The 13625-nt window shown below is 58.0% G+C and carries 13 protein-coding genes and 1 pseudogene; 7 read left to right on the top strand and 7 right to left on the bottom strand.

Annotation, left to right across the window (positions count from 1 at the left end; genetic code table 11):
- Position 1: 1 nt before the first annotated feature.
- A complete protein-coding gene (locus tag AC0L28_RS02030; protein WP_287227205.1) occupies positions 2-826 on the bottom strand; it encodes a PIG-L deacetylase family protein in 825 nt (274 codons plus the stop codon).
- A 216-nt stretch (positions 827-1042) separates the two neighbouring features.
- Between AC0L28_RS02030 and AC0L28_RS02025 the strand changes: the two genes are divergently transcribed.
- On the top strand, positions 1043-1210 hold the full coding sequence (locus tag AC0L28_RS02025; protein WP_473475245.1) for a hypothetical protein: 168 nt from the start codon (positions 1043-1045) through the stop codon (positions 1208-1210).
- Positions 1211-1836: 626 nt separating this feature from the next.
- Positions 1837-3282 carry a lipopolysaccharide biosynthesis protein gene (locus AC0L28_RS02020; protein ID WP_473475243.1) on the top strand — a complete coding sequence of 482 codons (1446 nt, stop codon included), beginning with the start codon at positions 1837-1839 and terminating at the stop codon, positions 3280-3282.
- 26 nt (positions 3283-3308) lie between these two features.
- Here the strand turns inward: AC0L28_RS02020 and AC0L28_RS02015 are convergent.
- Positions 3309-3581 (bottom strand): annotated as a pseudogene (locus AC0L28_RS02015) (transposase); the annotation flags it as partial.
- Between AC0L28_RS02015 and AC0L28_RS02010 the strand changes: the two are divergent.
- Entirely contained in the window at positions 3558-3704 is a 147-nt protein-coding gene (locus AC0L28_RS02010) for a hypothetical protein (RefSeq protein WP_287374600.1), read from the top strand. The pseudogene AC0L28_RS02015 and the gene AC0L28_RS02010 sit on opposite strands and share 24 nt — an antisense overlap.
- 27 nt (positions 3705-3731) lie before the next feature.
- Complete coding sequence (locus AC0L28_RS02005; protein WP_287374602.1) at positions 3732-4094, top strand: Rossmann-fold NAD(P)-binding domain-containing protein; 363 nt, start codon at positions 3732-3734, stop codon at positions 4092-4094.
- 1 nt (position 4095) lies between these two features.
- Here AC0L28_RS02005 and AC0L28_RS02000 read toward each other — a convergent pair whose 3' ends face one another.
- From AC0L28_RS02000 to AC0L28_RS01985, 4 genes are all read right to left on the bottom strand, one after another.
- Entirely contained in the window at positions 4096-5037 is a 942-nt protein-coding gene (locus AC0L28_RS02000; protein ID WP_287374605.1) for a hypothetical protein, read from the bottom strand.
- Between the two features lie 40 nt (positions 5038-5077).
- Entirely contained in the window at positions 5078-6037 is a 960-nt protein-coding gene (locus AC0L28_RS01995; protein WP_287227217.1) for a glycosyltransferase family 2 protein, read from the bottom strand.
- 30 nt (positions 6038-6067) lie between these two features.
- The gene (locus tag AC0L28_RS01990; protein ID WP_353833713.1) at positions 6068-7051 is read right to left on the bottom strand and encodes a class I SAM-dependent methyltransferase; all 984 of its coding nucleotides are present in this window, start codon (positions 7049-7051) and stop codon (positions 6068-6070) included.
- Positions 7052-7284: 233 nt separating this feature from the next.
- Positions 7285-8568 (bottom strand): glycosyltransferase, encoded by a 1284-nt coding sequence (locus tag AC0L28_RS01985; RefSeq protein ID WP_473475398.1) that lies wholly within the window; start codon positions 8566-8568, stop codon positions 7285-7287.
- A gap of 345 nt (positions 8569-8913) precedes the next feature.
- Between AC0L28_RS01985 and AC0L28_RS01980 the strand changes: the two genes are divergently transcribed.
- The 3 genes from AC0L28_RS01980 (at position 8914) to AC0L28_RS01970 (ending at position 12143) form a co-directional block, all read left to right on the top strand.
- A complete protein-coding gene (locus tag AC0L28_RS01980) occupies positions 8914-9780 on the top strand; it encodes a glycosyltransferase family 2 protein (RefSeq protein WP_287227226.1) in 867 nt (288 codons plus the stop codon).
- 14 nt (positions 9781-9794) lie between these two features.
- Complete coding sequence (locus tag AC0L28_RS01975) at positions 9795-11231, top strand: polysaccharide biosynthesis/export family protein (RefSeq protein ID WP_473475240.1); 1437 nt, start codon at positions 9795-9797, stop codon at positions 11229-11231.
- A gap of 138 nt (positions 11232-11369) precedes the next feature.
- Positions 11370-12143 carry a TylF/MycF/NovP-related O-methyltransferase gene (locus tag AC0L28_RS01970; protein ID WP_287374611.1) on the top strand — a complete coding sequence of 258 codons (774 nt, stop codon included), beginning with the start codon at positions 11370-11372 and terminating at the stop codon, positions 12141-12143.
- A 12-nt stretch (positions 12144-12155) separates the two neighbouring features.
- On the opposite strand, the gene AC0L28_RS01965 is transcribed toward AC0L28_RS01970, so the two are convergent.
- Positions 12156-13622: a hypothetical protein gene (locus AC0L28_RS01965; protein WP_473475238.1), complete on the bottom strand. Its 1467-nt coding sequence runs from the start codon at positions 13620-13622 to the stop codon at positions 12156-12158.
- Positions 13623-13625 lie beyond the last annotated feature (3 nt).

Below are 13625 nucleotides of genomic sequence, written 5' to 3'. Positions count from 1 at the left end.
GCTAAATGTTGATTTCGTAGCGTGTGAACATTTCGTAGTCGGCCAGCAACCGCCCGACGAAATCTCCCCCCGACAAGTCCGACAGCGTCCGCCATTCATCTTGGTTCTCCAGGCGCTGCATCTGCGACGCATGCGCCGCCAGCGCTTCACGCTTTACGCCGATAACATCGCCAACATAGGCGAGGCTATTGAGCGTGGACGGCGCCCGCAGCCCTGCCGCCGTCTTGATCGTCTGCCGCAAAGTAACACGCCACATATTCGGCAAATCGCCCCACAGACTTGTCCATGGCCAATGGTACCAATACCAGACTGGATACTCGAATACCGTGACAGGGCGACCATAGGCACGAAGCGCCGCGCGAACTGCTGCATTGACGGCGACATGATCGGAAGTCGGATCCTTTGCATGGTTCACGAAAACGCTCTGCGGCCGCCATGAGTTGAGCATCGACACGACCGCATCTGTTATCTCATGAACGTGATGATTGGCCGCCCCGTCTGGAAGGCGTAAGAATGTAACACTTTCGGATGATGCGCCCAGACGATGAACTGCTTCTATGGCTTCGGCCTCGCGTGTCGTCCGCAAGGTTTCAGGATGCATAAGGTGGCGATGAGACGCGGCGCCATCGGTGACGAAAACAAAACGGATCTGGGCGCCCGAGGCAATCTTTTTGGCCACAACGCCACCGCAACCCAGCGTCTCGTCATCCGGATGCGGCGCAACAATGACAGCCGACGCTGACCAGTCGCCTATCTCAAACGGCCTAAGTCGCAGTCGCAGTTGACGATCAAGCATGGTGCTGAAGGTCCGCCTAATGGTCCACATTGGTGCGCTTCCATCATCCGTTCGCTCGCGTTGTTGAACGCCGAACGCCCATGGTAACAGAACTCATGGGCGTTCGAGACCCGTGTTTGTTGGTGGGGAAGACTTTATGAAAGTGGGTATCCTCGCGGGGGGATTTGGGCCACTGCTGGCCAAGGAGAGAGCCGTCCCAAGCCGATGGTCGAGATCGGTCCGATGCCGATGCTGTAGCACATCATGATGCACTACTACCGCTACGGCCATCGCGACTTTGCCATCGCGCTCGGATACAAGGGCGAGTACATCAAGCGCTGGTTCAGCGATTACATTCCCTTGAACGGCAGCTTGACGGTCCACGCCGCAACCCGGGGATGTGAAACGCCACGCTACGTGACTGGCGTGCGCTGAAAGAGATGGTCGAGCAGGGATATAGCCTGGAAAGGTCACCGCCGAGCGGACCGAGACAGCTGCTAAGCCCGCTTCTTGATCGCCCGCGCGGGTGGGCTTGTGGAACGCGGGATGGTCAATCGGTAATCAGGCTGCACCAAACAGACATACGCCGTTTGGGGACGTTTACGTTCCCACGCTCCGGCGTAAGGTTTGGCACGATGCACTCGAACGAATTCCAATCCCAGCAACGCGCCCGCCGCGATGACATCAGGATATCAGCCGTAACACCGCCTAATTTGATTGCGCTACAAAGAGGATCTCCAGAGGAGCTGCCTATGACCAATAAGAACTGGATGCAGCCACCCTTCCTCTCCAACCACGGTATCCTCAGCCATGGGTGCTTGTGAGGGGTGGAATAGAATGACGAGCAAGCACGCGAAACGCCGTCCGTGTCCCGCGACGGCTCTGCGTTCGCGAGGTTCCAGCTCGACAAACGATAGCTGGAGAGAGGTCGACGGCTCTCCTTTTTATTCACGTAGACCAGGCCAGATCGCTAGCGGCGCAGCCGTGAGACGAAGACGGAAAGCCTTGGCTGCGCGATCGAAAGTCGCAGGCCTGTGTGCCAACGGGCAAAGAGACGTGCGATGACATCGATCGGCGCGAAGATTGTCAGCGGCGCAGCCTGGGCAGCAGTCGAAACATGGGGTCGGCAAGCAGCCATGTTTGCCGTTTTTGTCGTATTGGCCAGGCATCTCGGACCTGAAGCATTCGGCCTCGCCGCCCTCTCCATGGTTGTACCCGTCATTCTTGCTGTTCCGGTCACGATCGGAATACCGGAGGCACTCATCCAGCATCCTAAAATTGAGCCCTCACACTTTGACTCGGCTTTCTGGCTTCTCACCGCGACCGGCGCGGTGATTAGCGGGCTCATCTGGATGTCTGCCGGTTTGATTGCTGCAGCGTTCGGACAGCCCATTCTCGAAGATCTCATCCGCTGGAGCAGCGTGGTCGTCGTAATTCAGGCCCTCTCGTCGGTACCTGCGGCTGTGTTGAAGCGCCAACTCGAGTTCCGCTTGTTCGCGTTGCGTACACTTGCCGGCACCGTCGTCGGCGGCACACTCGGCATCGTCTTGGCAATAGCCGGTTTCGGCGTATGGAGCATGATTTGGATGCACCTTGCAAAAGCGACTGTGGAAACCGCTGTCCTTCTCCTTGGCAGTTCTTGGCGGCCCGGTCTGACCTTCTCCTATGCAAAGGTTCGTGACCTATTAGGATTTGGCGGCCCGCTTATCGTCCAGACTTTTTGGAGTTTTTTGAACGAGGAAATTCCAAAGGTCCTACTCGGTACGTTCCTCGGCCCCCATGCGGTCGGAGTCTATGCTCTCGCCCGTCGTCCGCTCGACCTTCTGGTGCAAGTATTCCTCAGTCCGCTGATGGCTGTCACTATGCCCACAGTGGCACGGATTCAAGATCAACCCGAAAAGATCGACCGTTTCTTCAACACGACCGTCCGCATGGCCGGGATAGCGGGATTTCCTGCATTCATAGGATTTGCCGCGATCGCACCGATCGCGGTTCCCTTTATCTTCGGCCCGCAATGGGCCAGCGGGGTCGTCGCTGTCCAGATTCTCATGCTGCTGGGCCTGCAACGCACGATTGACAGCCTCTGCGCGTTTACGATCCTTGCAATGGGTCACTCGAGGTTGATCCTGAAGTTGAACATAGCCTACTCTGTTGTCGCAACGATGCTGTTGTCGGTCACTGCGCAGATCAGCCTTGAGATGACAATGGTGGCGCTCGTAGCCTGCAGCCTGGTCCTCCTACCAATCTTCCTCTTCTACGCTCAGCGCATCGCGCGTATCGACGTGCTGAGACCCCTTGAGATCTTCCCACGACTGGCTCTCGCCGCCCTCCTGATGTTCGGCGCCATCAGCGCGTGGCTACGCAGCGCGCCTGAGCACGCCGCCCAGGAGACGCTCCTTATTAGCGCAATTGTCCTTGGAGCCTCTGTCTATGGTACGGCTCTCTTCGTGCTGGTGCGCTCTGACCTGTTCAATGCGCGAGACTTGTTCCTCAGGCTTCGCGGCTAGTTTGGTGTCGGGCGCGACCTGTAGAAGAACCCGGGGAAATAGGAGCCCTTCCTGAGCTTGGGGATGCGCAGTTCGACGGTGCCGGCGCGCGTCTCCCAGTCGCGCTCGCGATAGCCGTTGCGCTGGGCCGTGCGCAACGGGTTCTTCTCGCCATAGCCGGCGCCGGTGGCGGCCCCAACCTCCAGCTCCATCAGCCGCTCGGCGGCAAAGCCAATCATCTCGCGCAAGAGATCGGAATCCGGAGTCTTCTCCCCGAGCGCGCGCAGGTTCTGTCGATGACTACCGCAAAACCGCTCTATCGCAACAGCGCTATCGAGGGCGCGCTCGCGAGCGGCGTCGCTACCGCCGAGCTACACCACCTGTGGGGACGCGACCGTGACCAATACCTCTTCATCGAAGCAAGCCTCCCGAAACCGGGATGACCGCTGGTCTTTCAAGACCTGGAAGGATTGATACGTTGGTCCGCCGCTTCGACCAAAACTATCGCGACAAAGTCGCTTGGTGGCGCGATTACCCATTACCTTGCCTGGGGTGCGAGATCAAACGGTATCACTTTCGTCAACGTCGTTCCCGAGGGCGCGCGGATACGCGCTCTGGTCGACGTCAACCCGCGCAAGCAAGGGCGCTTTGCTCCAGGCACAGGCACAGCTGTGGTTGGGCCGGAGAGCCTGCGCGGCCGACCCGTGCGGTCAATCATCGTTATGAACCCGCTCTATCGAGACGAAGTGCCCAGGCGGCACACAAGCTTGGTCTTGCGCCCGATATCATCGTTGCCTGAGCCGGCGACCCAGACTTTGCAGCTGACGGCCTGACTTAACCACTTCCTTCGACGTCGATCCGTTGCAGGTTGACCGGCCTCAGCCAGCAGTGTCGCGTATAGTCGGTCGAGCGGCGCATAAACTGAGGCCATCTAAGTGGCGTCTTGGACAGCGCCCGCCAAAGGGACAGGGAGTTGAGGCCGATCAGAAAGCGAGACCGGATGAGCTGCCCGCGCCGGTCCACCGCTGCATAGGTTACGAACCCGCGAAACGCAGCGCCGAACCTCTTCAGCACAGCATCAACCTGCACGTCATAACGCTCGTTGGCGGCGAAACCTTGAAGCGACTTTGTTGTCCCGACAGGCCGCGTGTGTCTTACAACGACATCGTCAACGATGGCGTACCGCAACCAAGGCATGTCAGTCAGGCGGGTCCAAAGAAGGTCTATTCCCGTCTCGTAGCCGAGCCCGAACAATTTCAATGCCGTTTGCAGGCACCTGGCGCTGAACACCGGGCACATCATCTCGACCGTGTTGGTATATCGCAACAAGTATCGCTTGCCGCTGACAAGCGTCGCTGCGTAGGAGAAATAGCTGTCCCAAGACAGTGCTGGCTGAAACAGATCAAGTTTATAGCGGCGGCCGATGGCGAACAGACGATTCAAGTCCAGCTTCGTCGTCTCGATGTCATCGTCGATCAGTGCAATGAGATCATATCGCGTCACAATTTCAGGGTAGCATTGAAACAAGGCATGATAGCCGGCGATCTTGCGCCCCGGGAGAAATACGCTGAACTCGTTCTGTCCATGGGAGACGCCAGCCTCGTAGGCGGCGACGAGAAGATCGAAGTCGGCGTCGCCCGCCCCCTCAGTCCAGCCGGCATGCAAAGAGCTACGCCCCGCCCGGACGATCACCAGATTTCTCTTGCCCGAGCCCTCCGGCAATTTTCGGAGGGCTGACACTGCTGCGGCCGCGGGCGTGACTTGGCGAAGGTTCATACAAAGCCTCCCGACGGGCGTCGCACCAGATCACTCGTTTCTAGCCAGGCGATCGGTTTGACACGGCATGAATGCGTTTCAGCGCTCCCAGGCCGGCGCCGCGGAGCTTGGTACGAAGCTGCGGAGATATGGCGCCTACAAGTTCCAGGAACAATCTCGCGATAAGCAGCGGATCCAAGATCCACGCAAGCAGATGAAGCAGTGTCATGCCCAACGGTGCTGTGCGCCTGTGCCGATAGGCAATTGCGACGAGGTGTTTTAGCCGCCTCGACAATTCAAAGGCATTCGCCGCGGAGCCACCAGGATTTTGCCAAGCCAATCGCTCGGAGCTTGGCAACCGCACCGAGCGCGTCGGATGGTCACGGCTGTACAGTATCGCGTTGGGCGCATGAACAAACGTCCCGAGAAGAGCCATCTCGGCCAGAAGCGCACAATCGGAGCCGTAGTAGGGCTCGTGCAATGTCGTCTTGGCTAAGGAATCCCGACGCCAAAGGCCGAACATCGCAGCATCCCAACCGTGCGCAGCAACAATCAACCGGAAGCGGGATGCGGGCGACGATCCTTCCATGTCCGGCAGCACCCTTTCGACATAGGACGTCAGCTGCCCGGTCTCGTCGATTCCCAGCAGCCGCGGGTAGGCAATGACGTGGCGGGCATTCGCGTCAAGCGCACGCACGCAGTCTGTCAAGAAACCACCGCTCAAGAGGTCATCGTGCGCACACCATTTGAAATATTCGCCTGTGCTCAGCTGGAAAGCTCGATTGAAATTGGCACCGGCGCCCAAATTGCGTGCGTTTCGGACATAGCGGACGCGCTTGTCCTGCCGCGCGAATTCCAGACATATATCGGCTGTTCTATCCGTCGAAGCATTGTCGGTGATGACGAGCTCGAAATCATCGAAGTCCTGCTCGAGGATCGACCGGATCGCCTCGGAGACGAAATTCTCGCCGTTGTAGACCGGCATACCAAGGGACACTTGCGGCGACTTAGGATGTTCCATTTCGGGTTCTTCTTTGACGAGAGAGCGCAATCAGACCGCGACGACTTCCGGTCGAAGGTCCAGCGCAATCAAGGATTGCGTCACTTCATTCAGGTATATCGGGTTCATGACGATGACGAGATCAGGGGGAGCGTCCAACAAGTCGCTTGGCGCGATGACCGGGTGACCGGTTCCGGGCGTAAACTTGCCTTGCTTGTAGGGGTTGATGTCGACTGCTGCCCAGACTTCGTCTCCAAGCTGCAAGGTCGTCAGGAACGACACTGCCTTGGAGCCGCCGCCCCACAGGACGACCCGCCGGCCGGCGGCGTGCGCGGCGCGAATGCGCTCCTGCCAGGAAGTCTGAGCGGCTCGCACGCGGGCGGGAAAGGTTTCCGCCAAACGGTGCATCACTTCCAGATCGTGCTCGAGCGGTAGTCTCGGCGTCGTCCGGCCGGCTGACGGCCGGGCGTACTGAACGATGTACTGGTTGTCGTAGACGAGCTCCAGATCGGTAACGTCGAAACCTTCCTGGCGAAACAGGCGTGCGTGCGCGCCAGGACTGAAATAGGAGCAATGCTCGTAGTAAATGTCCCAGAACGCGCTCTCTACGAGCACACGTTTTGCATCCGGCGTCTCGAAGACCGCCCAATCCTGGGTCCTGTTGCCGATCATCTTGCGGATCAGCCGCACGAAACTCGACACCGAGCTTACGTGTTCGAGCGTGTGGCGACAGAGGACCGTATCCGCCTGCAGATGCTGGTAGTCTGGTCCGAAATAGTCGACGATGATCTTGACGTCGCCGTACTCATCATTGCGGCCTTTGTCGGCTCGATAGGCTGGATCAATACCGAGCCCGGTGGCGCCGCCCGATATGCAAAGTTCGCGGAGAAATTCACCCTTGCCGCAGCCGATCTCCAACACGTGCTTGCCGGCTATCGCACATTTTTGTGCAATCTCGCGTGCAAGTCCCTTCGCGAAACTGTTGAAGGTGCTGGAAAAATGCTGGGATTCCTCGAAATTGGTCGAGTAACCTATGATCGCTTCGTCAAAGGCCCTGTTGAATATGAATCCGCATGCCTCGCAGAATGCGAGGTCAAGATCGCGGCGGGGAAAGGCGTGCGCTTCTTGGGCCGAGTTCAGCAGGACGCAACTATGCACCGGGATGGATTCCACCCGGTAGATTGACCGGCTGACTGGCGCCGAGCAGCACGGGCACGCGGCCGGTCCAAGCGCTTTTTTGTTGCTTGCCATGTGAAGGTCAAATGAGTTCATTGTAGAATTGGCTCGACAAGTGAACCGGTTATATCGCGCGTCGAGCTCTCGGCTCCGAAGAGTTCATTGTACTCGGTTGCGCGAGCGAGTTGGACAGACTGGGCCAGGCCAAGGGCGTCGAGAATCGCCAGGTCGAATCTTTCCTCGGAGAACCGGGTCGCGTTCATGCGACAGGCGTGCGGCGTAATGGACAGTGCATTTTTCTCGAATAGATCAATGGCCCCAGCTACGGAATCGACGGCCTGACGGTCGAAGAGCACACCTGTCGGATGGGCGCTCTCGCCAAGCGGCCGGACAATGTCGCGCGCGCCGCCGCGGCCGAAGGCGATCAATGGAGTACCACACGCTTGGGCCTCGGCAAGCGTTATCCCGAAATCCTCGCATCCAGCGAACACCATCGCACGAGCATTGGCGATTTTTTCGATGTATTCATGCCGCGGCAGATAACCGGTGAAGACTATGTTGGGGCCGGCAAGCGATCGCAGATGCTTGGATTGTACTTCGTCGCCTACAACAACCAGGCGACGCGACGGCGTTTTGCTGAACGCCTCGATTATCAGATCCGTACGCTTATACGGGGCGTGGAACGCGGCCGTGACGTAGTAGTCATCCTTGTTGACCACGAGTTTAAGATCCTCGATGGCGACCGGCGGATGGACTACCCGCGCGTCGCGGCCGTAAATCCGTTCGATTCGAGAGCGGACATAATTCGAGTTTGCCAGCATCAGGTCAGGACCATGTGCCGTTCGGGTGTCCCAGGTCCGCAGCCTGTGAAGCATGTAACGAAAAGCAAGACCTTTTGGTCCAAATCCCAGGCCGGCTTGCTGCAAATAGGAGAATTGTTCGTCCCACGCATACCGCACCGGACTGTGCACATAGCACAAATGTAGTTGGTCTGGGCGAGTCAGAACGCCTCGAGAGAATGCGGCCGAAGAGGAAATTACCGCGTCATAACCCGTGACATCAAATTGTTCGATCATAAACGGACAGAGAAAGAAAAGTGACCTGTAGTACTTTTCCACGAACGGAAGTCGATTCATGCCGGAAACGTGGAAAATTACGCCTGGAAAATACTCTTCCTTGATTTCCTTCGGGAGAAAATCAAAGAGGGTGAAGACCTCGGCTCTCGGAAAAGTCTTGCAGATCCGAGCAAGGACCTGCTCCCCTCCCCGAAAGTTGGGGCACCAATCATGCACGACGGCGATGCGGGCGTTGCGGTCTATGCCGGCAAATGGCGTCTTGCTGATGGATCGCAAATGTTTGGCATCACGGCCCACCATCGTGGTTGCTTTCGGCTGTCGCACATGGCGCATGCTTTGCCCCTCACGGAATGTTGGCACCTTTTTTTCCGGAATTCTTGTTGCCCGGATACTCAGCGACTGTGTGCCGTCCGTCCCGTCCAAACAAGTTGCCTATCGGGTTAAGCGCCGCACCCTCCCGAGGCCGGATGTACTCCAACGAGGTACGTCTCCTACTTCGATGGGCCTAAGCAGGCCTCAACGCTAACCTTATGCGCAGGCTGTATCGGCGCGGCCGGCGGATTAGGATCACAGCGCGCTCACTTCGCAAGCAGTGGTCGCACGCCGTATCTGTAATCCATTGCTCGCGAGGAGAGTTGATCGTCGATGAAAGTGGTCGTGATCGTCGCAACGTTTGGTCGCAAGGAACAAGTGGCTCGGCTTCTCGCACAGCTTGAGCGACAGACCCTGCTCCCTGACGCCGTGATACTGTCGGCCCCCGACGCCAGCCATATTCCCGGCAACACGGTTTGCCGGTTTCCCGTATCGCGCGTCGTCGGAAAGACCGGCTTGCCGGCGCAGCGCAACATCGCCCTCGACGTCGCAGGCGACCGTTTCGACATAATCACCTTTTTCGACGACGATTTCATTCCGGCGGACGACTACCTCGAAGGCGTATCGAAGGCGTTCAAGCAGCAGCCCGACTGGGCAGTAATGACGGGACACGTGCTTAAGGACGGCGCGACAACCGCAGGGCTCACATGGAACGAGGGCATCCAGGCGCTTCGCGAAGCCGGCCCTGCGACTGAATCGCGTGGGGTGGATCAACTCAGCGCCTATGGATGCAACATGTCGATCAGGGCCGCATTCATCAACGGCCTGCGATTCGACGAACGGCTTGCGCTCTATGGCTGGCAGGAAGACGTTGATTTCACCAGCCAGTTGAGAGCCAGAGGGCGGGTCGTCCGTTTGCCGTCGATCCGCGGGGTTCACCTCGGCATCAAGAGCGGTCGCGTAAACGGCATCCGTTTCGGCTATTCCCAAGTGGCGAATCCGATCTACCTCGTCCGCAAAGGCACCGTCCCATCGACTTTCGCACTTAGATTGATGGGCAAAAATCTGCTCGCCAATCTCGCGCGCAGCCTCTGGCCGGAATCTTACGTCGACCGGCGAGGGCGTCTGCGCGGCAATCTCCTGGCCCTTTCACATGTGGCAAGGGGCCGGGTGGAGCCCGAGTATATTCTGAAGATCTAGTGCAGAGGTAAGAGATGCTCCAGGAACTGCCCTTTTCAGTCGACAGCGACGCTCGTTCAAATCATCGAGTTCGGCGCCTGGGCCAGCTGTCGGCTCGGCGCAAAGGTTGGCGCATTCTCCACGTCGTGGTGTATGCGGGGATATCCTTGGCCGGCATGTTGGGTGCCTCGGCTGCAAACGCCAAAGAGTATGTGCTCGGCCCGCAGGACAAGCTCCGCGTCAAGGTCTACGAATGGCGTGCGTCACGCGACAAGATTTTTGGCTGGGATGCTCTCAACGACGAGTACACGGTCGGTCCCAATGGCTCCGTTTCGCTACCGCTGGTCGGCGAAATCAAGGCTGCCGGACTCACCACCGGTGAGATCGCAAACTCGATCGGCGACAGCCTCATGAAAAGTACCGGCCTTGCCCGAAAACCGAATACGGCGGTGGAAATCGTCCAGTTCCGACCGTTCTATGTTGTCGGCAAGGTGACGCAGTCGGGAGAATTCGCATACCGGCCTGGGCTGACCGTGTTGCAGGCATTGAGCATCGCGGGCGGGTTGCGGACTCGAGAGGACAGGGACGCCAGGTTCGAGCGCGAAGTGATCCAGGGCGAAGGGGATGTGAGCCTGCTCAGACTGAACGAGGCCAGTCTCCTCGCTCGCAAGGCACGACTCGAGGCGGAACTCTCGCATGCCAGCGACATTCAGTTTCCGGCCCAATTGACCTCCCGCATTCAAGACGACGTCTTTCCCATGCTCTTGAAGCAGGAGCGCCTGATCTTCCAGGCGCGCAGCGAGGGATTGGACACTCAGGTCAGGGCGCTTCATGGTCTGCGCGAGTTCCTCCAGAAGGAACTTGCCTCGCTGGAAGCGCAACTCGTTTTCCTCGACAAGCAAATCGGCTCAATCCAGAAAGAGTTGACAGCGGTTTCAGCGCTTGTCGTCAAAGGCCTTGCGGCGGCCCCGCGCGAGTTTTCTCTAGAGCGGGCCCTTGCCCAGGCGCAGAGCGAGAGGTTGTCGGCGGAAACCAGTCTGCTGCGTGGGCGTCAGGAAATCAGCAAAACTGACATATCAATTCTCGAGCTCCAGGATGGGCGCAAAAATGAGGTAACGATCGACCTGCGTCAAACGCAAGCTGAGCTCGATGCTCTCGAAAGCAAGACAGAGACGGCAAGGCGGCTATTGTACGAGTCCGCGGTATCTGCCCCGAGCCTTCTTGCCCGCCGAACTGATGCGGAGCTGGCTGCGCCGATCTACACGATTTTCCGGCCGTCGGCGGATGGTGCGACAGTGCAAATCCAAGCTAGCGAAACGAGTGCCGTCGAGCCCGGAGACACGATCAAGGTTGAAATACCATTGGCTGAGGATGAAACGGGCGCGCTGGACCTGACATCGACCGAGCGGCGCGAGGCGCCGGGAATAGAACTCAAGGCAGAAACCGCCGGCGATACTGTAGGCATTCCCTAGACTCCCGGCGGGTTTTTCTAGAAGGATTAGGTAGAATCGCGCAACCTCTTGATGTATATTAGGTAATTTCCTTGACCAATACACGCACTATATGGCTCTATCTCCATCGTGCTCTTTGATAGGAAAAGAGATTTCGCTATGCAAGCAACTGAACTACCGAACGTCTTCTTGACCAACACGTTCGATGAATGGATTCAACAGAAGCCATCCAAGTCTCAGACGGTTCGCTTTGCCAACAAGGTTCTCCGAAAACTTGGAATAAATCTCGTCCTCGCACCACCTGTTCGCACAGGCTGGATGACCAGTGTTGAACAGAGAATGGACATGTATCACTTGGCAGGCGCAGCGCTTTTCTACAACGTACCTGGAGACTTCTGTGAATTGGGATGCCACGAAGGCAAGTCAGCCGTGGTATTCCAACGCATACTTCAGCACTACGATCCAAGCAGGAACCTTCACTTGTATGACAGCTTCGAAGGTCTCCCGAACGCCGGTGCCGAAGACGGCCACGCCAACGCTCACAAGGGCGACATGGCCACTACGAAGGATGCGCTCATGGCAAACTTCAAGCGTTTGAATCTTCGGCAGCCTATTCTTCACCAGGGATGGTTCGAAGATACGCTTCCCACACAGTTGCCGGACAAAATTGCATTTGCGCATCTGGATGGTGACCTATACGACTCGGTCAAGGTCAGCTTGGAGTATGTGTATCCTCGCCTATCGAAGGGTGCTGCATGTCTGATAGACGACTACAGTGATCCTGGATTGTTCGACTCAGTCGATCTCTATCCGGGGGTAAAGAAGGCTTGCGACGAGTTCCTTAGCGATAAACCCGAAAAGGTTGCGCTTTTGTATGGTGGATTCGATAGCACTATGGGTTTCGGAGCTCATGGATACTTCCGAAAGCTCTGAGCCTATATCGCTTTAGGCGCGGCCGGGAACAGTGCCGACCTGCGATTGAATCACCTGTTCGCGGGAATGCCGGAGCGTCCTTACAGGAGCCTCAGCAACACTGTCGTCTTCAACAGGCAAGAACCGGCTGACAAGAACGACGGCGAGAGGAATCAAGAACACGATACCCGGGTCGGCGCCGCCGCTTGCCAGGGATCCAGCCACGAGCGCCGATAAGGCGCAAGCGCGGACACTCGACGCGATCGCGTCGACCTCGGGATCGATGCGACCGCGGCCACCCCGCACCCCCCGCACCAGCATTGCCAACAGAACTGTCATCATCGCGGTGCCGAACAGCCCCAACTGGGAAAGCACTGCGATCGGCCAACTCGAGGCCCGCGAGCTTCCCAACCCGACCCCCAGTCCACCTGTATCGTAGAAAGACTGCAGGCTTTTGTAGTTCCAGTAGCTGCGCTCCTGGCCAGAGGCTGATGTGACTTTGTTGATTACCGTGTTGTCGACAAGCTGCAAGACCGGATCGAAGAAATGCGGATAGAACAGACTGGCGGCCATCGCGGAGAGGAGCAAGGGCGGTAGCAACGCGATAAGCAGTGCCTCCCCCAACCTCAGCCGACCTGAAGCGAGCGACTTCACGATGGAAAAGACAACGGGCACGCTTACGATTGCAAGACCAACGTAGGCGGTCGACGATGTCGACAGCAGCAGGAGAACAAACAGGGCCGCTCCTAACCCCAATGCGAATTTGGATCCGGTCTTGCGCCAATAGGTGTAGGTGAACGCCAGCCCCGCCAGCGATGCCCCACCGAACGACGATGCCTCTGAAAACGCCCCCGCGATCCGCCAAAACCCAGCTTCCGTAACCTGCGTCAGCATGGCGTAGTTGGCCGTACGAATCGGGGCGAGGATGTCGCCGGTGCCGGTCACCTTGCCCAACAAATCCAGAATGCCCATCAGCACGTGCAAGCTGAACCAAAGGAAAAAGCCTCGCCTGATGTCGGCCAACGTGCCGCTGCGCTGAAGCAGCAGACAGGCCGCCAGGAACGTCAGCCCTCCCAGAATAAAGTATCCCGCCTGAGAGATATTGGCTGATACCGGCGCCAAGGCCGCTTCGTAGACGCCCCTGCCGGTGCGGGAAGCGACGAAGGCGCTTGTCTGCCCTGCAAAGAGCCTCGGAAATAACAGCGCTCCGATGCAGACATAGATCATCAGCGCGCAGACGATCCATGCGGCACCTATACGAACGAAGACTGCTCCTATTTCCCTCCAGATTCCGCGTCGAGCCAGCGAGGCTAGTATCACGAACATATCAAAGACGGTAAAGATAAGCGGCGATGAACCGCCAAGCGAGGTTATTGTCCCGATTGACGTCGCACCAAACGCCAGAGAGGCAATCAGCGCAGTGATCATTGACCAGCGCATATAGACGACGAGGGCCAGGATTCCCGTGCAAATCAGTGCTCCAATGACGGAAACCTGCATTTC

The sequence above is a fragment of the Mesorhizobium sp. WSM4847 genome (genome assembly GCF_055811335.1).
The sequence above is the reverse complement of the archived record's forward strand: the minus strand, read 5'-3'. Positions and strand labels throughout refer to the sequence as shown.